The sequence below is a fragment of the Curtobacterium flaccumfaciens genome, from assembly GCF_004361695.1.
Taxonomy (GTDB): Bacteria; Actinomycetota; Actinomycetes; order Actinomycetales; family Microbacteriaceae; genus Curtobacterium; species Curtobacterium flaccumfaciens_B.
Genome location: NZ_SNVW01000014.1, coordinates 1 through 21,229, shown reverse-complemented (window position 1 = coordinate 21,229; position 21,229 = coordinate 1). Strand labels below are relative to the sequence as shown.

Annotated in this window: 22 protein-coding genes; 16 read left to right on the top strand and 6 right to left on the bottom strand. The window is 66.8% G+C overall.

The window, feature by feature from the left end; all coding sequences use genetic code 11:
* Nucleotides 1–171 precede the first annotated feature (171 nt).
* Both EDF64_RS16140 and EDF64_RS16135 read left to right on the top strand, forming a co-directional pair.
* A complete protein-coding gene (locus tag EDF64_RS16140) occupies nucleotides 172–390 on the top strand; it encodes a hypothetical protein (protein ID WP_133520985.1) in 219 nt (72 codons plus the stop codon).
* Nucleotides 391–736: 346 nt separating this feature from the next.
* Nucleotides 737–1,249 (top strand): hypothetical protein, encoded by a 513-nt coding sequence (locus EDF64_RS16135; RefSeq protein WP_133520984.1) that lies wholly within the window; start codon nucleotides 737–739, stop codon nucleotides 1,247–1,249.
* Between the two features lie 160 nt (nucleotides 1,250–1,409).
* On the opposite strand, the gene EDF64_RS16130 is transcribed toward EDF64_RS16135, so the two are convergent.
* Complete coding sequence (locus EDF64_RS16130) at nucleotides 1,410–5,579, bottom strand: NACHT domain-containing protein (RefSeq protein ID WP_133520983.1); 4,170 nt, start codon at nucleotides 5,577–5,579, stop codon at nucleotides 1,410–1,412.
* A gap of 394 nt (nucleotides 5,580–5,973) precedes the next feature.
* On the opposite strand from EDF64_RS16130, the gene EDF64_RS16125 reads away from it, so the two are divergent.
* The 4 genes from EDF64_RS16125 to EDF64_RS16110 are packed head-to-tail and all read left to right on the top strand — an operon-like array spanning nucleotide 5,974 to nucleotide 8,977.
* Nucleotides 5,974–6,663, top strand: a complete 690-nt coding sequence (locus tag EDF64_RS16125; RefSeq protein WP_166645779.1) for a hypothetical protein — start codon at nucleotides 5,974–5,976, stop codon at nucleotides 6,661–6,663.
* Between the two features lie 40 nt (nucleotides 6,664–6,703).
* On the top strand, nucleotides 6,704–8,005 hold the full coding sequence (locus EDF64_RS16120) for a PIN domain-containing protein (protein WP_133520981.1): 1,302 nt from the start codon (nucleotides 6,704–6,706) through the stop codon (nucleotides 8,003–8,005).
* Nucleotides 7,992–8,636, top strand: a complete 645-nt coding sequence (locus EDF64_RS16115) for a GIY-YIG nuclease family protein (protein WP_133520980.1) — start codon at nucleotides 7,992–7,994, stop codon at nucleotides 8,634–8,636. Before EDF64_RS16120 ends, EDF64_RS16115 begins: the two co-directional genes overlap by 14 nt.
* Nucleotides 8,633–8,977 carry a hypothetical protein gene (locus EDF64_RS16110; protein WP_133520979.1) on the top strand — a complete coding sequence of 115 codons (345 nt, stop codon included), beginning with the start codon at nucleotides 8,633–8,635 and terminating at the stop codon, nucleotides 8,975–8,977. The genes EDF64_RS16115 and EDF64_RS16110 overlap by 4 nt, the downstream gene beginning before the upstream one ends.
* 445 nt (nucleotides 8,978–9,422) lie before the next feature.
* Here EDF64_RS16110 and EDF64_RS16105 read toward each other — a convergent pair whose 3' ends face one another.
* Nucleotides 9,423–10,346 carry a hypothetical protein gene (locus EDF64_RS16105; RefSeq protein ID WP_133520978.1) on the bottom strand — a complete coding sequence of 308 codons (924 nt, stop codon included), beginning with the start codon at nucleotides 10,344–10,346 and terminating at the stop codon, nucleotides 9,423–9,425.
* 415 nt (nucleotides 10,347–10,761) lie between these two features.
* Here EDF64_RS16105 and EDF64_RS16100 point away from each other — a divergent pair, with 415 nt between their 5' ends.
* Both EDF64_RS16100 and EDF64_RS16095 read left to right on the top strand, forming a co-directional pair.
* Nucleotides 10,762–11,232: a hypothetical protein gene (locus tag EDF64_RS16100; protein ID WP_133520977.1), complete on the top strand. Its 471-nt coding sequence runs from the start codon at nucleotides 10,762–10,764 to the stop codon at nucleotides 11,230–11,232.
* Nucleotides 11,233–11,309: 77 nt separating this feature from the next.
* A complete protein-coding gene (locus EDF64_RS16095) occupies nucleotides 11,310–11,498 on the top strand; it encodes a hypothetical protein (RefSeq protein ID WP_133520976.1) in 189 nt (62 codons plus the stop codon).
* On the opposite strand, the gene EDF64_RS16090 is transcribed toward EDF64_RS16095, so the two are convergent.
* On the bottom strand, nucleotides 11,495–12,466 hold the full coding sequence (locus tag EDF64_RS16090) for a LysR family transcriptional regulator (RefSeq protein WP_133520975.1): 972 nt from the start codon (nucleotides 12,464–12,466) through the stop codon (nucleotides 11,495–11,497). The two genes, EDF64_RS16095 and EDF64_RS16090, sit on opposite strands and share 4 nt — an antisense overlap.
* Nucleotides 12,467–12,571: 105 nt before the next feature.
* Between EDF64_RS16090 and EDF64_RS16085 the strand changes: the two genes are divergently transcribed.
* From EDF64_RS16085 to EDF64_RS16070, 4 genes are all read left to right on the top strand, one after another.
* Nucleotides 12,572–13,384, top strand: coding sequence for an inositol monophosphatase family protein (locus EDF64_RS16085; RefSeq protein ID WP_133520974.1), 813 nt, complete (start codon nucleotides 12,572–12,574; stop codon nucleotides 13,382–13,384).
* 44 nt (nucleotides 13,385–13,428) lie between these two features.
* On the top strand, nucleotides 13,429–14,067 hold the full coding sequence (locus tag EDF64_RS16080; RefSeq protein WP_133520973.1) for an NADPH-dependent F420 reductase: 639 nt from the start codon (nucleotides 13,429–13,431) through the stop codon (nucleotides 14,065–14,067).
* 89 nt (nucleotides 14,068–14,156) lie between these two features.
* Nucleotides 14,157–14,624 carry an NUDIX domain-containing protein gene (locus EDF64_RS16075; protein WP_133520972.1) on the top strand — a complete coding sequence of 156 codons (468 nt, stop codon included), beginning with the start codon at nucleotides 14,157–14,159 and terminating at the stop codon, nucleotides 14,622–14,624.
* Between the two features lie 28 nt (nucleotides 14,625–14,652).
* Nucleotides 14,653–15,180, top strand: coding sequence for a hypothetical protein (locus EDF64_RS16070; protein ID WP_133520971.1), 528 nt, complete (start codon nucleotides 14,653–14,655; stop codon nucleotides 15,178–15,180).
* Nucleotides 15,181–15,345: 165 nt separating this feature from the next.
* On the opposite strand, the gene EDF64_RS16065 is transcribed toward EDF64_RS16070, so the two are convergent.
* The gene (locus EDF64_RS16065; RefSeq protein ID WP_133520970.1) at nucleotides 15,346–15,927 is read right to left on the bottom strand and encodes a GNAT family N-acetyltransferase; all 582 of its coding nucleotides are present in this window, start codon (nucleotides 15,925–15,927) and stop codon (nucleotides 15,346–15,348) included.
* Nucleotides 15,928–16,065: 138 nt separating this feature from the next.
* On the opposite strand from EDF64_RS16065, the gene EDF64_RS16060 reads away from it, so the two are divergent.
* From EDF64_RS16060 to EDF64_RS16050, 3 genes are all read left to right on the top strand, one after another.
* On the top strand, nucleotides 16,066–16,296 hold the full coding sequence (locus tag EDF64_RS16060) for a hypothetical protein (protein ID WP_133520969.1): 231 nt from the start codon (nucleotides 16,066–16,068) through the stop codon (nucleotides 16,294–16,296).
* Nucleotides 16,297–16,356: 60 nt separating this feature from the next.
* The gene (locus EDF64_RS16055; RefSeq protein ID WP_133520968.1) at nucleotides 16,357–16,983 is read left to right on the top strand and encodes a DUF2625 family protein; all 627 of its coding nucleotides are present in this window, start codon (nucleotides 16,357–16,359) and stop codon (nucleotides 16,981–16,983) included.
* A 401-nt stretch (nucleotides 16,984–17,384) separates the two neighbouring features.
* The gene (locus EDF64_RS16050; protein ID WP_133520967.1) at nucleotides 17,385–17,714 is read left to right on the top strand and encodes a hypothetical protein; all 330 of its coding nucleotides are present in this window, start codon (nucleotides 17,385–17,387) and stop codon (nucleotides 17,712–17,714) included.
* Nucleotides 17,715–17,751: 37 nt separating this feature from the next.
* Here the strand turns inward: EDF64_RS16050 and EDF64_RS16045 are convergent, their stop codons facing one another.
* Nucleotides 17,752–19,224, bottom strand: a complete 1,473-nt coding sequence (locus tag EDF64_RS16045; protein WP_133520966.1) for a GH32 C-terminal domain-containing protein — start codon at nucleotides 19,222–19,224, stop codon at nucleotides 17,752–17,754.
* Nucleotides 19,221–20,273 carry a LacI family DNA-binding transcriptional regulator gene (locus tag EDF64_RS16040; protein ID WP_133520965.1) on the bottom strand — a complete coding sequence of 351 codons (1,053 nt, stop codon included), beginning with the start codon at nucleotides 20,271–20,273 and terminating at the stop codon, nucleotides 19,221–19,223. Before EDF64_RS16040 ends, EDF64_RS16045 begins: the two co-directional genes overlap by 4 nt.
* 135 nt (nucleotides 20,274–20,408) lie before the next feature.
* On the opposite strand from EDF64_RS16040, the gene EDF64_RS16035 reads away from it, so the two are divergent.
* A partial coding sequence (locus tag EDF64_RS16035) for an extracellular solute-binding protein (protein WP_133520964.1) occupies nucleotides 20,409–21,229 on the top strand: 821 nt, incomplete at its 3' end.

Here is a 21,229-nt window from a genome sequence, read left to right as displayed (position 1 = left end):
GGAACGGAGCCCCCTACTACCGGCGCTTCCCGAGATCCGGCGAAGAGAACGAGACCCTCACCATCGGCTGGCCCCTCACACCGTCCACTCCCGACCGCCCCGGGTCGCCCGCCACCACAACCCGCTAGTCATACCCGCCGTCCACACCAGAACACTCCCGAAGGAACAACCATGAGCAACGACAACGCCAAGACCCCCTTCAGCAACAGCCTCAAGGCGGAGGTCGCCGTCACGAACTCCCGCAAGCCGAATCAGAGCCACGACGCAGCGGCCCGCTCGCGGAGCATCAGCCAGGCGATCCTGACCACTCTTGCCGAGTGGCACCGAGCCGACCACACCGCGCGACACCCGGAGGTCGCCGCCGCCGCAACACGGTCGCCCGCGCTCTAGCGAGAGGGCCGCTTCTACGCTCCCGCAACGCCCAGCCACGCGGCTGCTGCCTTCGACGCCACCCACGTCATGTCGGCCGACCAGGTCGAGCTCCGCCGGTACCGGGTCAAGCAGGACCGCAACGGGAACCCCCTGAGCCCCGGCGCGAACCGGCGGGTCACTCGGTGCCCGCTCCGAACCAGCGCCTTGTAGTCGACCCAGACCGAACACGACGAAGCCCTCTCGAACCGGGAGGGCTTCGTCGTGTTCCCATCTATCCACGGCTCGCTGCCTCCGGCTGGCAGCAGCAACGGGCTCCTGCGAACGGTTCGGGCTGAATGTCGGATGTGTCCTGGAGATTGCGTTCATGACCGACATCATCGGCGGAACCATCGGCCCCCTCATCGACGGCGCTATCGGAAGCACCCAGCGGCGACAAGACGACGAACGACAACGCCGCCGTGCGGCGGCAGCTGAACTCGTCGCGTGGATGGTGCCGATGGTCGAGCAGCTGCATCACCTGCGGGACCGCCGCGACACCGCATTCTGGGTCGAGCGCATCCCGATCGCGTACCGCAGCCTGGACGCGATGAAGATCCGGCTCCCGCGTCAATGGCGACACCTCAAGCGTTCCACACGCGCTTGCCTTGGTGAAGCGCTCGGCAACGGCCTCGTCTTCCTCGACACCGGAGACGACGTCCTCAGCGACTCCATCAACTACAGCGCCCGATGGTCGAGCTACGCCACCGACTACCTCGCGCTGTGCCTCTTGCGTATTCGCGAGTGGGAGAACGCGTGGAGTGCTCGCTCCGCGCAGCGGACCATGATCCCGGACTTCGATGACTGGCTGCGAATCACCGAGCGGCACCCGATGTACTGACTCCTGCCCAGCCGCTCCCTGAGCTCGGATAGGTCTAGTCCGAACTAATGCGACGCAGTCGTCCTAGATCAAACACGACGTAGCCCTCGCCGACTGACAATGCTTTCGTCTCTTGACACCCTCCGGGCTCGGAACCCCGGACGTTCGTTGACCTACTTCATCATTCGTCGCGAGCGGCAATGCGTTGCCATCCGGGTGCGACGACCTGCAGGTCATGCCCCGGAGTCCAGGCTCGCACTTGGGAACGGACGAGAGATCCAGGATAGGACCTGCTCGAACCCATGTCCCGATATACGTCCTTTCCCGTATTCTCAATCCAGATAAGCGACTTCTGCTCGGTAGCGAGCCAGTCTCGCAGGAAGTCTGCGTCAATCAGAAGTTCGTTTTGGCCCACGTTCACGGAGTGCCGCAAGGCGGCGATGAGCCGGCCGCTCGCGTCGGTCCATCCATTGCGGCCGTTCCAGTGCAGGCGGCCAGGTGCGGCTCCGAAGAATTCGGGCGCAGGGGCGTTGAACGAGATGTTCGCGAGGTTGCCTGGCGCATATTCGTTCTCGCCGAGCAGCTCCCACACTGCTGGTCGTGTTGGGACGCCTAGTGGATCCATCCATTCGTGCTCCACGACACTCAAAGTCTCGCCGTGGTGATGCCCGAATGGGTATTCGCCGACATAACCGTCGTAGCTCATGGGAAGTCGAGACATGTCGAGCCTGTTGATGAGATCTTGCTCTTCAAGTTCGCCGAGGGCCGCGGAGAGATGCTCGGTCTTCACCAGGTGGGTGTAGAGGTTGGCCCATACCTGGTGCGTGCGCTTCTCGGTGTCGTCGGTGAGGTCCCAGTTGTACGAGCCCGATACGACGATGAACTCACGTCCGTCTCGTTCGGCTGCTGTGACATCAATGGTCGGCAGGTCGGAGTCATCGGCCACCCATTCGGCGTCAGCCCGCTCAATCTTCACGTCCCAGTCGTAGACTGGCACCCACGAACGGGAAGCCTCGCTCGGGGGTTCGAACTCGGTCACTGTGGGGTCGACCTGCCGGACGATAGAGGATTCGGGTCCGGGAACGGCCGGCGGGGGAGCCTCCCAGGACGCCCTCGTCTTGGGGGCGTGGTCGGACAGATGCCCGATGAGGCGATTAAGCGCGATCCACTGGTACTTCTTGCCGATCCGTTCAATCCATTTCGGCTTTCCGCGTCCGGGCCCGTACTTCCCCAGCACGTAGCCGTCGAAGTTTGAGTGCAGACGGGGGTCGTAGCCGAGTCGGATGACCTCTGCGACCACCCACCGTGCGCCGGCTGGGATGTCAACGCCTGGCCGGTCTCGGAGTTCGGGCCTGAGTTGGTACGTGAAGAAATCGTCAACCGTGGTGGAGTGAACGAGCTTGGGGTAGTCGCGCTTGTCGTATGGGGCGATGTCGTTTTCCGTGGGCCAGGTCAGCGGCCAGGTGCTGCTATACGGGGGCCTGAACTGGCCGGCTGTTACCTCTGCGGGCAGTGCTCCGCGATCGTGCGCCGCTTCGAGAATGCTGCGTGCGGCGTCGCGCACGGCGGCGTTGGGGGTGAGGTCTGCGTGTCGTGCGAAGAAGGTGACCCAGACGACAACAGCTGCTGCATTCCAGTCCGCGCCGCTCCCGTTGGCCAGCAGTGCCGAGTAGGTGACCTCGAGAGTGCGTTCGACGACCCACTCGTCGTTGGCTGCGCAGAACCGTTCGAGTAGGCCGGCAGCTTGCTGCGGGTGTCGTACGAGCAGGCGGGCCGCGGCGATCGTCGCTGGCTCACGAACGCGACGATCAGTGGCACTGGTCGTCCACAACAGCGCGGTGACCCACAAGCGTGTCGTTTCCGCGCCGACCTGATGGAGTGGTTTCTCGCTTGCCCATCGCATCAGGCGGTCGACCGCTCCGCTGGTGCCGTGACTGGTGTGCAGCCACCCGACGAGGAACTGATCTCTAGCCGCCATTGTGAGCCCGCTGAGAGACTCGTGGAGGAAGTCGGCATTGAGTGGGTGGCCGGGACGAGCCGCGAGCCTGAACAGCATCGTGAGACCCGCGTCGAACGTCTCGACGCGACGCAACGCGTCGGTGATGATGCTCCCCGTGTCGGGAGTGATGGATGACACGGTCCGCCAGGCCGTGCCGGCGATGACGGCAGTGTCGACGGCGATGACGTCTGAGATCTCGTCGGCGAAAGAGGTCAGCTCGAGCCCGAAGCGTTCGGCGACGACAACCGACACCGCTTCGAGGAGACCGACGTCGATGGTTGCGCCGAGTCCAATGAGCTCACCGAGACGCCCGGACAGCTGAGCGCGTACGCCATCTGCGTCGCTCACCTGGGCGAGCGAATCGGAGACGATCAGATGGTGGCCGATGCGCTCGAAGGTGATGGTGATGATGTCGGTGCCGTGGGCGCCGCTACCGGGGACGACGTCTTCTTCGACAAGACCCTGTGCGATGAGCGCATCGAGTAGCGACTTTTCCGCACTGCTATCAGGCCAGATCGGATGCAGAATGGCTTGCGCGTCGACGCGAGTCAGCGGGGCGTCGCCATGGTCGGCGACAGCGCCGGCTAAAGCATGCATTGCGCGGTGAACGACTTGATCCGACGTTGACGCATCGATGCGATTACTGACGCCGTCGTTCGCGTTGTCGAGGACCATCTTCGCGAGCTCGCCAAGCCCAATGTTGGCCTGGTCGAGGGAGAGCCGTCCGTCAGAGTGCAGCGCTTCGCAGACCAGGCGGAGGTAGAGCGGATTGTCGAACTCGCCGTGGATCGGCGGCGAGGTCGGCGGTTCGAGACCGTAGAACGCCGCGTACTCGCTAACCGCCTCGAACTCGACACCCTCGAACCCCGTGTGCTCGAACCGTGGGATGACCAAGCCGGGCGGGAGAACCTGACTGACGTAGTGGGTGCGCGCTGTCAGTAGGAGCCGAACGTGCGGATAGCGGGTGACCATGGAGATAAGGCGATCAAGGTTGTCCCGCCAAGCCGACCGTGGGCGAGTTTCGTTGAGCGCGTCGATGACGAGCAAGGTGGGAGATCCCGCGGCGCGCGCGCTTTGGTCCAGTAGCGCGATCACCTCCTCGCTGGTCAGGTCCGCTGGCATCTGGAGCACGTCGCGTAGGTGGGTGAGCGGATCGTGGTCATTGAACCAGCGGCCATGCATGAGGACGCTAGGCCGCCCCTTTTGAAAGCGCCGGGCGGCGGCGTCTAAAGCGAGGTAGGTCTTGCCGATGCCGGCAGGTCCGGTCATCAACGCAACTTGAGAGCTAGCAAGCGTTCCGAGGGGGCCGATGAGGAGGTCGGTCGTGGTTCTGAGTTTGCCCATCAAGTCACGCAGAGCATCGACGGCTGCAGCCGGGAACCGGACCATGTATTCGCTCTGGTACTGTCTCCACCCCGCGTTGTCCCAGTTCTCGTGCGTGGCGTTCATCCGGTCAACCTCGAGGGCCTCCTGCTCCCCGACGACAGCGGCGGCGGCCTTCAAAGTCTCGTCGAGAACCTGGAACTCTGCGACCGTCCGGTCATGCTTCCAACTTTCGAGAGCTTCGATGACCGTTGTGGCGGCGCTGCGCGCGGCACCTAGCCCATCCGCCGAGGCATCAGCAAAGGCGTATCGGAGGCCTCGTCTGGCTTCTGCTAGCTCCTCGACCTGGCCGAGGACGACCTGCCACCATTCATCGTCCGAGCAGAGCGCGGCGATGCTGCGAGCCGCAGGGACGTCAACGTTGAGATCCGGCGTGTACCGGGGTCCAGCGGCCTGGGTTGCGTCCTGCAGCCGGTCAGCCCACCACTGCAGGGGCAGCACGTCGGCGTCAAACCAATACCGCCGTTGGGCACCGGAGGCGTCCAAGCGAGTGAGCCGAGTGGTGATGTTCGTCGCCCACTCGAAGTCGAAATTGACGATCATGCCACGGTCGGCTGCCATCGTCTTCCAGCCGTCGAGCCAACCACCCGGGTCATGTATTTTCTCAAGCAGCGATTTCCCCTTGCCGCTCGTCCGACCCGTCGGATCCGCGGGAATGGCGATGGTGTACCTGGTGAGCTTTGGATGGTTTGCGAGGGCGGCTCCTACGGATTTGTCGAGCTGTGGCTTGTCCACGTCAGCGTGGCTGGTCCAGTACTTTGCCTGCCAAGCCTGCTCAGTTCCGTCGGGAAGCGTCCAGTAGCACTCGACACCTCCATCACCCCCGGCCCCGTGCAGAGACACGAAGCGGGCGCCGGCATCGGGTGACTCCTGCGCGACCTGCTCGCAGATGAACTGCTCGTAGCCATCGCGCTGACCGCCGGCACCCAACGATCGGACTCGATTGAAGTCGATATCCGGAATGTTCATTAAATCCCCTAGAGTCACCGCGCCTTCCAGAGCGCGAGTCTCGACTTTCTATCATGACGGCTGCGTGGAGCCGTCACATGGCCCGGGGCCGCGACGGCGTGGCTCGCAACGACCAAGCGGAGCTGACGATGCTCAAGGGCCGCAAAGCCATGCCTGGCATCCGGCCAACAGGTCTCGTCCGGTGGCTCTCACAGGAGGGATGCTGTTACGCGAAGCCGTATCCGGAAGAGTTCTGTAAGCCGCGGCGCCGCAGGCCCGTTTGGCGCCGGAACCTGATCGAGCATGATGAAGCTATGACGGTCCGGCTCAGCTCTCTCAACCAGCTGAAGCGGGCCCTTGGGCCTGCGAGCCTAAGGGCACAGTGCTCCATAAGACAGCCATCGCGAGTTCGTTGATGGATTGGTCCGGGAGGTCGGTCAGGCAACAGCGGGACGGCTGGCGTTCGCTCGCCCGGAGTCGCTTCGACGCCGATGTATGGTCCTCCGCCGTCGCTGAAGCACTCGACGATGCGATCGCGGCCGTGATCGGCGTGCTGAACGGGGTCAGCCTGGCGCGGCTCGAGGACGGCGCGTACTACACGGGGCTCGTGACCTCATTCCTGCGCACACACCTCGCAGTGGTTGACGCTGCTCGTGAGTCCGAGCTCATCGACGGAACCGTGCTCATCCGCAAGCAGCTCGAGATCCTCGCCCGGCTACACGAGCTCGGCACCGCGCCAGCGTCGAAGCTGCTCGGCACGACGCCGAACGTCAAGGTGTTGCGGCTCCCGCTCAAGACGCTGTACGGCTCGTACTCGGAGATCGCGCACTCGAGCGTGACTAAGCACTTCGAGCTGCTCGGTGGTTCTGAGTACGGCGACGGCTGGACCTCGCTATACCCGAAGTACTCGAGCAACAGTAAGGTGCTGATCCAGCACGCGGCCATCATCTTCTTGGACTTCTGGTTCTGGCTGCGCGGATTCATCGAGGCGCAGGACGTGACAGTGACCGAGTTGTGGGCGCAGTCGGCCTCGGCGGCCGGGCGGCTGCAGCACCGCCTCGAAGACGACATCGAGCCGGGACCGGTGAGCGGTATCGGCGCATGACGAGCGCATCTGCTCCGGCTCCGTCCGGCATGATGGCGTCATGATCACCGTCGTCCCGGATACCAATCCGTTCCACGGGGCTCGGTGGCTGGGGTCCTCCGCGGGAGAGCGCCTGATCGACCTCGCTCGGACTGGCTCCTGCCAGGTGGTGATCCCGCAGGTCGTCGTCGACGAGCTCGAGCGTCAGCACCGCGAGGCGCTGACGAAGCAACGCGATGAGGCGAGGGCAGCGCTCGGAGAAATCAAGTCCCTCGTGGACCTCGACGACATCGTCGCGAAGTTCGACGATCTCCTCGACAAGGTCAGCTCCGATCGTGACGCCCTGCTGGCGAACGCGGGCGTCCGTGCAGCACCTGTCCCGGAGAACATCACTCGGGACCTGGTGCGGCGCGACCTGGCGCGACGACGGCCGTTCATGGAGACCGAGACACAAAAGAAGAAGAAGTCGTTCGGGTTCCGTGACGCCGCCATCTGGGAGACAGTCCTCGACATTGCTGCAGCCGATGACTCGGGCGACACGATCTTCTTCGTCACAAGGGACACCGGCTACTTTCCGACGGGCGCCAACGACCGGCTCCACCAGCATCTGGTCGATGACCTCGACCAGCGCAGTATCCCGCGGGATCGCATCAAGATCATCGACACCCTCGAGAACGTCGTCGAAGCCATCAACGTCGCCGTGAAGGAGGCCGAAGCCAACGCGGCTGAAGCGAAGGCAGCGCAAGACCCAGCGAACGCCGCCCTCGCGACGGTGCTTCGCGGGTATGCCTACGACGCCTTGCGCCGTGCTGAGCTGGTTCGCGTGGCGATCGAGGCGATCGAGGCGCTCGTTGGTAAGCCGATCAGTGGCGAGATGGACGCGAACGGTGAGTACGCCTCGCCGTCGTTCGTGCAGTTCGACTACCCCCGTGAGATCGAGAATGCCGTCATCGTCGGGTTCGAACCGGACTCGGACTTTGAGATCGACGAAGCCGAGGGGGACACGGTCGTCCTGCGCGTAGAGGTGTCCGTCGGGATCGAAGGCAGCACGCTGAAGGCCGACTACTACGCAGCTGATGACGAGTTAGACATCGTTGGCGAGTTGACGGACCACTACTGGGAGACCTCGACATGGGTCCGGGCTCGTGCCGTGGTCACGATTGACACCGAGCACGGGCGGGGCCAGTACGACGTCGACGACGTCGTCCTCGAGAACAACCCGAACCCGCCGCGCCCGGCCGATCCGACGAGCGTTACGCTCGACTTCGACATCGATCCAGATCCCGGCGACATCGAGATCGACCCGGATCCCGGAGCCGTAGCGATGGACCCCGATCCCGGAGACCCTCGTGACGCTGTCTGACCTCGAAGCGGGGGCGGTCGCCGCGCTGACTGGCACGCGTTGGTCGGTCACCGATGCGCCGGCGCACGTTGAGTCGTGTCCCGGCCTCTACGCGATCTACGGCGACGAGCGGGCGCACCGGGACCTGGGTCTCGCGGATGACCCAGCAGCACTCGCCGCGCCTGACCGACCGCTCTACGTGGGCAAGGCAGAGAGGAGCTTCGTGGAGCGCGATCTGAAGGAACACTTCGCTGCGGTGCCGGGCGGCACAACGCGCACGGGTGGGTCCACTGTGCGGAGGTCGTTCGCTGCGCTGCTGCGGGATCAGCTCGAGCTTCATGCCGTGCCCCGGAACCTGGCGAACCCGAGGTCCTTCTCGATGTACTCGCTGGCGGGCGATGGCGACGCGCAGCTCACGGCGTGGATGCACGCGCACCTCTCGCTCGCGGTCTGGGCGGCACCGGTGCAGATGCGCGCGAAGCTTGTCGACGTCGAGACTGAACTCATCCGGCACTTCACGCCCGTGATCAACATTGCTAAGAACCCGCGGAAGCTCGCGCGGCTTTCGGCAGCGCGCAAGGCGATGAGTGCCGAGGCGAAGGCGTGGCGGCCGGCGACACAGGCTGCTCGCGAAGCGCAGCGTGACCAGTGAACGGCTCGCGCGGGGACGCTGAGCGTGAGCGGCTCGACGCGGCGCTCCTCGCGGAGGAGGTCGTCTTGAGCGTCGCCGAGGCGAAGACGATCATCCCGTCGACCAAGGGGTTGCTCGCGATTACCGCGGCACGGGTCATCTACACCTCGAAGCGGCGAAGTTGGACCGCTGACCTGCATCAGGCGGCAACGGTGTCGCTCACGCGTGAGAGGTCACGAGGCACAATCCGCATCACGTCGGCTTCCCACGTGGAGGTGTTCAGCGCGAAATGGGACGCGGCGAGTGATCTGGTGAACGTGCTCCTTACGCAGCAGGCCGCCCTGGCAGAAGCGTCGCCGTGACGGATTTCACGAAGGGGTACTCGCAAATCGGCTCAACGCACAAGAACAGCGACCGGGGAATCACCTGATCAGAGGCCCGTCATCCGGACCGCGGTTCGCATCGGAGGATAGACCGATGCCCGTCGCGGGATACGGCCTTGTCTTGGGCCTTCGACGACGACGTCGTCTCAAGGATCCGGAGGTTCTTAAGACACCCCACCGAAGGCGCGTCGGAGATTGCGTGTCAAGAACTCGGCGGCACGATGAGGGCCCTCCCGGAAGCATCCGGGAGGGCCCTCATCTCCTTGTCGGGATCTCTGTGTCGGGATCTCTGTGTCGGGGGATGTGGTCGTTGCGACACCCGCCGTCCCGACTGATCGACGGGGCCATGCGTTTCCGGGTTCAGCGGGGGTCCCGCGCGGCATCAGCGGATCCCCGGATGACGCCGCAGGCCCGACCGCGCCCGTCAGCGCCCGTGGTGGGGTTTCGCCCTGACGACGAACGTCGTGGACGCCGTCTGCGTCGAGGACTGCCCGACGAGGGCCAGCCGGTACGTGCCCGGGCGCGGCACGAGGGACGACGACAGCCGGACGGTGCCGGACACCGACCCGCCGGTGCTCGCCGTCAGCGACGCCCCGGTCGACCGACCGTTCACCGTGACGAGCACGCGCTCGCACGGCGCGTATCCGCCCCCGCGCACCACCACACCACGCGACGTCGCCGCGGACTGCGTCGTGGTCGCCGCGCTCGCGGTGGCCGTTGGCTTCGGGGTGAACAGGTCGGTCTCGTTCCCGAGCGTGATGCGTGTCAGCGTCGAGTTCCGTCCGGCGAACTTCTGGTCGCCGGGGACCGTCGACCAGCCGGTGATCGTCGCGTGCTCCCGCTGCAGGAGTGTGGTCAGTTGCGCGGAGGTGTAGGTCGTGGTCGGGGACGCGCTGTCGGTCCACGTCGGGGTCGTCCCGGTCTGGGGGATCGTGGTGAACCCGCCGTCGGAGGTCGCGAGCGTGATGGAGTCGAGGTTCGTCACGACGAAGGAGGCGTCCCGCACCGCGGTCCGCAGCCCGGCACCGGACACCGGGTGCGCGAGCGTGTGGGTGAGCGCGAACAGCGAGCCGTCCAGCGTGGTCAGGCCGTTCGGCCCGAACGTCGCGTACCTGGTGATCGGCTGCACCGTCGAGCCCTCGCGGAACGGCGAGAAGACCCAGCTGCCGGCGGCCGGTGTCCCGGTGACGGCGAGGTCCTCGACGAAGTCGTCGGCAACCACCCACCGGACGGTCGCGGCCGTCGGGGCGCAGGTCGCCGCCTGCGCGGTCACGGGGATCATGACGGCCGCTGTGGTGGCGATGCCGACGGCCGCGAGGGCCGCAGCGAGACGAGTTGGAGTACGCACTAGGAATCCGTTCGGGTCGGATCAGCCGCGGCGGCCGACCCGCCCGGCGAACGCGCCTCGAGGAGTGCGGATGCGCGATTCAGCCGGAGGCTAGCAGCGGGCCGGGGTCGCTGGAAGGGGCGCTCCGAGTAAGGAGACGTCGCTGCGCTGCTTCGGCGGGTAGCGACAATAATCGACGACCTCGGTGATGAAGCGGGGTTTCCGGGTCTTCGAGGCTGAGTCAGTTGTCCGCGACACTCGGTTCTGCGTCCGCGACTCACACCCGAATCGGCCTGGGTGTCCTCGGGAACAACCTGCGGCATGTGCACGATCCATGCTCCCCGCGAGGCCTCGCACCAGGACGTGCGGGGCCCCGCGGTGTCACCGCCGTTGCCAAACCATTGCGCTCGAAGCAGATATGCGACACGTTAACGTCATGTACCAGAGGATCACGCCCCGCCGTCCATCACTTCGTCATGCCTTCAGCTCGCTCGTCGTCGCCGGAGCTCTTGCAGCCGCCGTCGTCGCCGCGCCCACTCCGGCATCGGCGGCCACGTCAAGCACGCTTGGAACCTCAACGCTCAGCCACACGTGCAAGTGGTCCAGCCCGCAGTTCGTGATCGGTGCGACCGGAACGATTCCCGCCGGGACCAGCTACGACGTGTGGACCACAAACCCTTACTACAACCTCTTCTCGGTCCGATCGGACAACTCCCACTTCACCACCCAGAAGGTCTCGGACAGTCAGTACCGTGTGACCGCGGTGGCAGCCGTCCCGTCCGGCACCGTCGCTACCTTGGACGTCAGCGGGTACGGAGTACCGACCGTCGGCAGCGTCACGAACACCATCGCCGGCGACGGCCAACGCCACGACGTCACCCTGAGCAACGGCACCCGCCCCTGCTGACCCACTGAAACGACACGCAAGAGAAGCCCCGCATCGAGATCGGTGCGGGGCTTCGTCGCGGCAGTACGGGCACCTCGGTGACGGCGGCGTGGACCGGGTTCACTACGACTGCGAACCTCGACCCGACGTTCCTCGCGTCGGCGAAGCAGCACGGCGCGCTCCTGTCGACCATCGTCAAGTACCTCGTGCGCACCCACCAGCATCACCTTGTCTACCAACGCACGTTCGACGTACTGAGCGACGAGCTGACGGCACTGTTGGCCTAGTCCGGCTGCGGCGACCGGTGGTGATCGGTCAGGGGACGCTGTTGACCTCGGGGCACGTTGATCGACGAGGATGACTCACCGCCTCTTGTGAGCAGGGCGTCGCGGGTCAGGGCTCGGAACCACTCGTGGCCGATGTCGGCGGTGAACTGGCGGTGCCAGGCGAGGACGATCGGTATCGGCGGCAGGTCGATCGGGAGGCGGAACTGCGCCACGTCGGCGCCGAGTTGCGCGGCGACAGACGCCGGCAGGACTGCGAGCGTGTCCGTGGCACGGACCACCTCGACTGCCGCGCCTGTGGAAGCCAGTGAAGCCACCACCGTGCGGGACCTGCCGATCGACTCCAGGTGTTCGTCGATGCGGTCTCGCAGTCGCCCTCGACGCGACACGACCACGTGTGGAACGGCGACCCACCGGTCGAGGTCGACGGATGCCGCGAGGATCGGGTGGCCAGCCCGAGCGACCCCGATGAGTTCGTCTGCACCGGCGGCGTCGTGGTCGATCGCCGGGGAAGCCGGCGCGGTCGACCCGATCTGAAGGTCGACCACGCCTCGTCCGAGGTCGTTGTCCTCGCCGGACGCCTCGCCGAGGAACCGCACCCGCACCCCGGGCGCACTCGCCGAGACCCGCTGCACCAGCACGGGCGCCAGTGCCGACGTCAGCGCGTCGTGGGCTCGCACCGTGAACGTCCGCCGCAACGCGCCGAGGTGCAGCTCCCGTTCCGGCGCCAGGACGGCAGCACTCCGCAGCACCAGGGCCCGCACCTCGTCCCGGATCGCGAGTGCCCGAGGGGTGGGGCGCATGACCCGACCGGCGCGGACGAGGATCTCGTCCCCGGTCGCACGCCGAATCCGGCCGAGGGTACGGCTCATCGCCGGCGCCGAAAGGTGCAGCCGGTCTGCGGCGCCGGTCACGCTCTCCTCCTCGAGCAGCGCATCCAACGCGGTCAGCAGGTTCAGGTCGAGTTGCACGAGACGCAATCTACAGGTGCACGGATTGTATTTGTGCGCATGTGAGTGCGCTCCTACCGTTGCCACCAGAGCGACGACATCCGCCGCGACGAGGGAGAACCACCCATGCACCGCACCATCGCTTCGGTCCGGACCGCCGATGACCCCGCACTTCTCGACGGCTTGGTCGCTGCCGTCACCGAGGCCGGCACCGTCTTGCTCGACCGGTTCTCGACGGCGAACCGCGTCGACGACCGTGATGCACTCCTGACGGCGATCAGCGACAACGACGACGCGTCCATGACCGTGCTCCGCCCGGCGCTCGAGCAGCTCCGTCCGGAGGCACGCTGGGACGACGACGAGGAAGGCCACGGCAGCCTCGGCGCCGGCGAGTGGTGGGTCGCGGACGCCGCCGAGGGCAACGTGAACCACATCCACGGCGGAGCGAACTGGGGCGTCACCGCGACCCTCGTCCGCGACGACGTCCCCGTCGTCACCGCGGTGTTCCTGCCCGCCCTCCGCCAGACCTTCACCGCAGTCCGTGGCGGGGGCGCGTTCCTGAACGGTTCTCCCATCACGGTGTCGGCGAAGTCCGACCTGACCGCGGCGCTGGTCGGCACCGGGCAGGCCAAGCCCGGCGAAGCCCCCGACGTGCGCCGCCTGATGAGCGGATCCATCGACCGGATGCTCGACGCGGCGCTGCTCGTCTCGGCCACGGTCCCGGCGACCCTGCAGCTCGTCCAGGTCGCCGCCGGGCACATCGACGCGTTCTGGCAGTACGGCCAGGTCCGCTCCGGCCTCGTCGCCGGCGCCCTGCTCGTGCAGGAAGCCCACGGCGCCGTCATCGACACCACCGGCGCCCCCTGGACGCTCACCAGTACCGACTTCATCGCAACCACCCCCGGCCTCGCACCGAGCATCGCCGCGGTCCTCCGCTGACGCCCCCCCCGCTCACCGAACCACTTCCGCTTCCAGGAGTCCCCATGACCACCACCAGCAGCATCTCCGTCGCCGTCCTCGGCTCAGGCCGGGTCGGCAGCACCCTCGCGATCGGACTCGCGGCCGCCGGCCACCAGGTCACGCTCGGCGTCCGCGACCCCGACACCGCCCAGCACGACGTCCCCGTTTCGGACGCCGCGACCGCCATCAGCACCAGCGACCTCATCATCAACGCAACCCCGGGCGACACGACGCTGGAACGGCTCGTCGGCCACCGTGGCGCACTCGCCGGCAAGGTGCTCCTCGACGTCTCCAACGCCACGGTCCGCAGCACCGACGGTCTACCCGGCGGGCTCCTCTACCCCGACGTCAGCCTCGGCGAGCTCCTGCAGAACGCGCTGCCCGACACGAAGGTCGTCAAGAGCTTGAACACGATGCTGTTCTCCGTCATGAGCAACCCTGGTTCGCTCACGACCCCACCCACCGCGTTCCTCTCCGGTGACGACCCCGCCGCGAAGCAGCTGGTACAGACCGTCCTGCACGGTCTCGGGTGGAACGACGACTGGATCCTCGACCTCGGCGGCATCAGCACCGCCCGCGGAACCGAAGCCATGGCACTCATGGTGCCCAGCCTCCTCGGCGCAATCGGATTCGTACCCTTCGCACTCACCGTCGCCCGCTGAACACACCGTCTCTCTAGCCGCTCGTCAATCGGGACACCTCGACGCCGGGGCGTGGGACACGGCCAGGCGTTTCGTGGTGTGCTGGCCGGATGCGCGTCAGATCAGCGGCCGTCGTCATCCGAGGCGAGAGCCTGCTCGTCATCGATCGATTGAAAGACGGTCGGAACTACTGGGTGCTTCCGGGTGGTGGGGTGGAGGAAGGTGAGAGCCTCCGTGAGGCTTGTCGGCGCGAAGTGCGTGAGGAGACTGGCCTTGAGGCGAGCATCGGCGATCTGCTCGACGTGCCAGTGGACAGCGCCGCTCCAGCGGCCTACTTCGATGCCCAAGTGCGGCCTGGGCCGTTGGTGCTCGGTGGCCCAGAGAGCGAACGAGGATCAGAAGTGAACCAGTACGAGCCGAGGTGGGTGGAAGTGGCTTCGCTTGCTCGGATCCCGTTGGTGCCGGAAGCGGCGAGGCAAGCGGTGCAGCTGGTCCTCGAGGCGCGCCGGAAGGGCATCAGCGACCGAGGTGGCCATCTCGAGCCCGGGGACAGAGCGGCCGATACGCTCCGACCATGAGCTTCAGAACTCCGGGGTCTGTGCGACGGTGAGCATCGAGTCCTTCGACGTTGAACCGGTCGACCATCGCCGGTTGTTGCGATGGCTGCTCGGACTGGTGGCCGCTGTCACTGGTGTTCTTGCGACCATTGGGTGGCCGCTGCCGGCGGTGCCGGGACGATACGTGCCGTCCGATGCATGGGAACGCACGACCGCCTTGATCGAAGCGTGGTGGACACACGACGGTTGGCGAATGTCGGGGGCGTCATGGTTCTGGGGCGGGGTTGCGATAGGCGCGACGACTGGTGCGATCGCGATTGGTGTCGGGAAGGAACGGACAGGGCGCAAGGCGTGGTTGCTGACCGTCCTACCGGGCGGAGTCATCGCAGCCCTGGGCCCGTTGGTACAGGTCGTGTTGGGCATTCGGTGGTCGAACTACTCACAGAACCACGACGCCCGCTCCACGATCTTCGTGTACGTGTTCGGACTGGCCGTGGCGGTGGGCCTTCCACTTCTGCAGGGGTGGGTGATGCGCGGCCGAGAGCAGAGCGACGACGGCGGCGCGTTTCGACGTTGACTCACCGAAGTCGCCGGTGCAGGACAAGACGCCGGTCGTGGTTGTCGGATGACCGCCGCAATCCGGCTCGTCCGACCTCCAACTCTTGCTGGTGGTGAGTCCGTCACCTGATCGATCAAGGGACGCGCGCGGCGGGCAGAGCCCGCTCCGGTGACGGAGGGGACGCTACGACCCGGCTGGCCAGTCGCGGACAAGTGCCGACATGATCACCTCGTCATGGAAGTGGCCGTCGTGGAACGTCGCTTGGCGGCGCACTCCTTCCTCCTGGTAGCCGACCTTGCCGTACACCGCTCGTGCCCGTTCGTTGAACGCGTGCACCTGGATCTCGATCCGGTTCAGCCCCATCTCTCGGAATCCGTAGTTCGTGAGCAGGCGGACCGCGTCGGTCCCGTACCCGTGTCCGACGTGCTCGCTGCCGATCATGACCGCCAGCGTTGCAGCCCTGACCGGGAGAGTTGCGCCGAAGAGCGTCACGTGGCCGACGAGGTTGCCTGAGGTGCGGTCGATGACGCTGAACCCCACGTCACCGCTGCGTTCGCTCTTGCTCCAACTCCGGAACATCTCGACGACCGGCTCTTCTGGTCTCGGGCGCACGAGGATCTGCTGGAGCACTGCCCACTCCGGGTCGCGCCACCAGCGGACGAGGTCGGGGAGATCTCCCTCTTCGAGCGCGCGGAAACGAATCCGGTCCCCTTCGAGCAGCGTTGATCCATAGCGTTGTGCGTCAGCGGCCCCGGTCCACGTCATGCGGTGACTCTCTCACGGCCCTCCCTCCCGCAAGCCGATCCTCCAGCGAGGCGAGCCGAGGCTGCTTCCATCGCGGCTTTGGATGGCCGCCGACGCGCTCTCAGCAGCGTGGCGGTCAGATCGGCCATGCTCGGATGCATGCAGCGGTTGTGGGCTTGGTTTTCGGCTCTCCTGGGCCTGGTCATCATGGTCATCGACTACGTCGACGGCGCGATCCTCGGGACCTGGTTCGATGAGCATGCCGTCTTCGACGCCCCGGACGCCGTCGGCGAGTTCGTCATCGCCGGCCTCGGTCTGGTCCTTCTGGTCGGGGGTGTCCTCACCGCCGTGCTCCCTCGGCATCCCGCAGACCACTCGAGCGCCCGGTAGCGGACCGGCTCGCGGACGGACCGCCCGGCGATCCGAGGCGGTCGTGCGACGATCTCACCCATGACACACCCCGCCGACGACGCCTGGCCGGAACTTGCGGAGATGCTCGAGACAGCGCCCACTGCACAGGTACTGGGAGGTGGGTCGGCCGAGGATCGAAATAACCTCGGTCTCACCGAGCGGTCGTACCTCGGTGCCATGGTCGCGAACACCGGCGGTGTCTCTGTCGACCACGGCTGGCTCCGCCTGCTCGGCGGTGCCGGCGGGGACCTCCCGTCCGTCGTCGAGGTCAACATGGTGCCTTCCGGGTTCTGCATCGTCGGCTTCGACGTCCTCGGCGGAGTGTTCGCCCTCGACGGTGGAGCGTTCGGTGCCGGAGACGGACGCGTGCACTACTTCGCGCCGGACAGCCTCGAGTGGGAAGACCTCGAGCTCACTTACAGCCAGTTCCTTGCGGCGATGCTCTCCGACTCGATCGACCAGTTCTACAAGCCCTTCCGCTGGGACGGATGGCGTGACGACGTCACAACCCTCGTACTCGACCGCGGCATCTCGCTGTACCCGCCGCTCTTCACCGCTGAGGGCAAGAACCCGAGCTCCAGCAGCCGGCAGGACGTGCCCATGGCGGAACTGACGGGCGGCCGCTGGCCCGAGAGTGCCGCGAACGACGATCGCCAGAGAGGCTGATCAGCAACCGTATGAGCGGATCCCTAGCCGAGCACCATCAGGCGGCGGTGCCGTCTCGCTGAGGCGGCCATGGAGACCCGTGGACTCGTCAGTCGCAGCACGGTCGACGGTGGTGTCCTCGTCCAGGTCACCGACGACGGGGCGAACCTCGTTCGCGTGGCCCGACCGATCCACGCGGCCGCGGTCCGCAAACACCTCCTGCAGCGCGCGGGCGGCATCGAACAAGCAACACTGCTGCACGTTCTCGAACAACTCGCACTCGATTGACCGCCGTCTCGGCTCGAACGCGAACGGCGGGGACCGACCAGCCATGAGACGATGCCACGCGTGGGGGAGCAGATGATCGAGGGGCAGCCGCACGGCGCGACGCCGGTGCAAGCGGACGCCTGCCGGTGCGTTCCGTGAGCCTCCTGCGGCGGGTCAGCCGCTTCCGGGAGCGACGCGCGCTGGAGCGGTTCGCCATCGCCTGCTTGCGGCTCAATGACCACCTCGCTGGTTTCGACGGGGCACCCACCCGGTACGGCACCCTGGCCGTCGCGGCCACGGAACTCCTCGAACACGGGTGGAACCACGACGACCTCCGCGACCTCGGGATCGCCGGCATGCGGCCGCGGCCGTGGCCGACGGGGAGAGCCGAAGACGCGGGCGCCGACGTCCCGGGGTGGGTGCACGACGCGGACCCCCTCGCCGACGACGTCGAGAACGCAGCGCTCGGCCTCCGGGCCCGCTGAACCGAGCCGGCGGGCGTGCGCAGCGGCGACGTGCGTGTCAGCGGGTGCGGATCGTCAGCCGCTCGAGCGTGAACGCACCGTCCTGCGCGAACACGCCCACTCGCCCGGTGGGTCGGTCGTAGAGCCGGGTGCTCAGCGCGACGGCGCCGTCGACGACGGCGACGCAGATGTCCCCGTCGAGGTGCACCTCGATGTGGTGCTCGCCGGGCGTCAGGTCCACCGGGCGCTCGAGCTCGACGGCGTGCGGCACGTCCCCGAGGACCTGCCACTGCTCGCTTCCGGTGCTGCCGCGAGGCCATCGGTCCAGCACGAGCCGGTTCCGGTCGGGCTCGAGGCGGAGTGCGTAGCCTTCCTCGGCGTCGTCGCTGGCGCGCAGGAGCAGCCCGAGTGACCTGGAGTCGGCTTCGATCGTGAGGTCGACGGTCACCAGCGCTTCCGCCGGGAGCTGTGGCCCGACCCATGCCGCGTACCGGGTCGCGGCTCCGGTTCCGACCACTGCCGGTGCACCGTTGACCGGTTCGAGGTGCGACGTGACGTCGACCTCGTCGGTGTACACGGCCTTCACCCCCTCGGGGAGGTCGAACCGCAACGACCCGTCAGCGCGCTGGTGTGCCTGCAGCGTCGCCATCGTGCCGGCCCACTGCCACGGGGCACCGTCGCGCTGGTCCTCCTTCGACGCGATCCAGCCGACGAAGTACCGCTCGTCCCCGAGCGCGACGGTCTTCGCGGCGTAGAAGGCGCGGCCGTCGACGGTGTCATCAGCGGGCGCAAACCATGGGCCGTCCGGTGACGTCGCGATGCGGTAGCGGGTGCAGAACGCGTCGGAGAACTCCGAGTACACCAGGTACCACCACTCACCCCACTGGAATACGTCAGGGCACTCCTGCGTGATGAAGCGGTGCGGTTCCCAGATGGGCTCGGCATCCCGCCAGGTGACGAGGTCATCGGACTCGAGCCGTGCCACGACGCCGGAACGCCGATACGGCTCGTCTGGTCGCCGCGTGGCGAGGAGCATCTGCCAGGGCCGGTCGGCATTGGGACGGAAGACGAAAGGGTCTCGCCAGTCTTCGGGGGAGTAGCCAGCGAGTGCGGGGAAGTCCCAGTCGGGGTGCTTGACCCAGTCGGTCAGATCACCGGAGGACGTCGCGTGCGCGATGACCTGAGCGTCCTTGCCGCCGCCATCGGGTCCGGTCGTGATGCGGGGATTGTGCCCCGTGTAGAACAAGTGCAGCGTTCCCGCGTCATCACGGACGATGCTGCCGGTGTAGCAGTCGAAGTCGCTCGCGTCGGGCCCGCCGGAGGGCAGTACGACGCCCTTGTTGTCGAAGGTCACGAAGTCGGTCGTGGTGACGGCCGCCCAGGGCATCCCGGTCGGTCGTTCGAGCGGCGGCGCGTCCGGCCGTTCGTCGAGGAGGTAGAACAGCCACGCTGTTCCGTCCTGTTCGAACGGGATGACGTCGCCGACGAAGCCGAGTGGTGGCTGGAAGTGGGTGCTGGGCGCGAGGGTCACTGGGGGTCCTTGGGTCGTGGTGCCGCGAGCGAGCTGCGGGAGACGTACTCGCAGGGCACGAGGTGCCGGCCGGGCTCTTCCGCTTCGGCGAGCAGCAGCGTCCCGGCTTCGAAACCCATCTGCTGGTGCGGCAGGGCGACGGTGGTCAGCGGCGGGTGCATCTGGTCGGCGAGGTCGGGCTGGTCGTCGAAGCCGACGATGCTGATGTCCTCCGGGCAGCGCATCCCCATCGACTGCGCCGCCATCAACGCGCCGACTGCCATGCGGTCGTTGCCGCAGATGATCGCCGTCGGACGGGTGGCCACGTCGTCGAGGGCCTCGACCGCGAGGTCATAGCCGGATCCCACCTGGAAGGTGCCGAACGTGATGCTGATCTGTGTCGACGGGATGCCCGCGTCGGCGGCGGCGCGCTCGAGTCCGCGCTTTCGTTCTTGGCACGCGTAGTCGTCCTCAGGGCCGCCGAGGAAGGCGACGGTGGTGTGGCCGGCTGCGAAGACGGCGGCGGCGACGTCGTAGCCGCCCTGGTACTCGTCCGCGAGCACGGTCACCGCCGGGGTGTCACCGGGCGGGAAGCAGTTGACGAACACCGTCGGGACGGTGTCGAGCCCGTCGATCGGCGTGACGTACTCGGGTCCGGGTGCTGCGTACACCAGGCCGGCCACGCCCTGCTGCACGAGGTTCTCGACGGCGGCCTTGCCGCCGTCGGTGGTCTGCGCGGTCTCGACCACGAAGCAGACGTACCCGGCTTCCTGGACGGCCTGCTGCACGCCGAGCACGATGTGGCCGGCGTATGGCTGCGAGACGAGCCGGTCGGCGATCACACCGACCGTGTAGGACCGGTTCGACCGCAACGACTGTGCTGCACGGTTCGGCTGGAAGTTCAGTTCCCTCGCCGCCTCGAGGACGCGGGTGCGCGTCTCGGCTGCGATGGACACGTCGCGGCGGTCGTTCAGCACGAACGACACCGTCGGTTGCGACACCCCAGCGTGGCGCGCGACGTCCTTCATGGTGACGCGCTGTGGCTGCTCTGTCCGCTTGCGGCTCGCCATCGACCCTCCTTCTCCGCTCTCATCATGCCAGAACAAATACGTATTGCGTCCCGCCGGACCCGTGTGTACGCTCGCCCTGCAAATACGTATTGGTTCCACATCGCGGGACCACGATCGCTCAGAGAGGAGCGACCCATGGCGAACGGATTCAGCACCCCGATCGACCGGCGCACGCTGTTCAAGTTCGGTGGGGCCGGGCTCGCCCTGGCCGGCATCGGATCGCTGGCAGCGTGCTCCACCACCGGGGGCGGGGGCAGCGGCTCCGGCACGGTGAAGATGCTCTACTTCGGTGAGCAGAGCGCAGCCACTGCCCTGCAGAAGGCCATCGAGCCGAAGATCAAGCAGCTGGACAAGAAGGCGAGCCTGCAGGTCACCGCGATCAATGGCACGGACTGGAACGACTTCCTCGCGAAGGTGCTCACGCAGATCGCCTCGGGCGACGTGCCGGACATCGTCAGTGTCGCGACCGAGGGGCAGCAGCTGCTGGCGTCGAAGAACCTCCTCACCCCGCTCGACGACTACGTCACGAAGAACCTGTCGGACCTGCACACGTACTTCACCGGAGCGCACCCGGTGCTGCTCGAGTCGACGATGTACCAGGGGCACCTCTACATGCTGCCCGACAGCTTCAACGCGGGCAGCATGTTCTACTCGACCGCCCTGTTCGACAAGGCGGGCCTGTCCCGCCCGACGAGCAAGTGGTCGATGGACGACTTCCACTCCTCGGCCGAGGGGCTCGCGAAGGTGGGAGGTGGCACGTACGCGTTCGACTGGGTGGTGCGCCTCTGGGGCAGCTGGACCTCGTTCCTCTACGCCAACGACGGGAACCTGCTCGAGGAGGGCAAGTACTCCGGCGGCGATTGGTTGTGGAAGAGCAAGGCGTTCTCCGACAACCCGATCGGCGTCTCTGGGCGCAAGGGCGGCTGGAAGTGGGGTGACCCCACGGCGAACTCCGA

Bases quoted from the DNA above. Each gene is read 5' to 3' on its own strand.
- EDF64_RS16140 (WP_133520985.1), top strand. From the start codon at position 172: ATGAGCAACGACAACGCCAAGACCCCCTTCAGCAACAGCCTCAAGGCG.
- EDF64_RS16135 (WP_133520984.1), top strand. From the start codon at position 737: ATGACCGACATCATCGGCGGAACCATCGGCCCCCTCATCGACGGCGCT.
- EDF64_RS16130 (WP_133520983.1), bottom strand. From the start codon at position 5,579: ATGAACATTCCGGATATCGACTTCAATCGAGTCCGATCGTTGGGTGCC.
- EDF64_RS16125 (WP_166645779.1), top strand. From the start codon at position 5,974: ATGGATTGGTCCGGGAGGTCGGTCAGGCAACAGCGGGACGGCTGGCGT.
- EDF64_RS16120 (WP_133520981.1), top strand. From the start codon at position 6,704: ATGATCACCGTCGTCCCGGATACCAATCCGTTCCACGGGGCTCGGTGG.
- EDF64_RS16100 (WP_133520977.1), top strand. From the start codon at position 10,762: ATGTACCAGAGGATCACGCCCCGCCGTCCATCACTTCGTCATGCCTTC.
- EDF64_RS16085 (WP_133520974.1), top strand. From the start codon at position 12,572: ATGCACCGCACCATCGCTTCGGTCCGGACCGCCGATGACCCCGCACTT.
- EDF64_RS16080 (WP_133520973.1), top strand. From the start codon at position 13,429: ATGACCACCACCAGCAGCATCTCCGTCGCCGTCCTCGGCTCAGGCCGG.
- EDF64_RS16075 (WP_133520972.1), top strand. From the start codon at position 14,157: ATGCGCGTCAGATCAGCGGCCGTCGTCATCCGAGGCGAGAGCCTGCTC.
- EDF64_RS16065 (WP_133520970.1), bottom strand. From the start codon at position 15,927: ATGACGTGGACCGGGGCCGCTGACGCACAACGCTATGGATCAACGCTG.
- EDF64_RS16060 (WP_133520969.1), top strand. From the start codon at position 16,066: ATGCAGCGGTTGTGGGCTTGGTTTTCGGCTCTCCTGGGCCTGGTCATC.
- EDF64_RS16055 (WP_133520968.1), top strand. From the start codon at position 16,357: ATGACACACCCCGCCGACGACGCCTGGCCGGAACTTGCGGAGATGCTC.
- EDF64_RS16040 (WP_133520965.1), bottom strand. From the start codon at position 20,273: ATGGCGAGCCGCAAGCGGACAGAGCAGCCACAGCGCGTCACCATGAAG.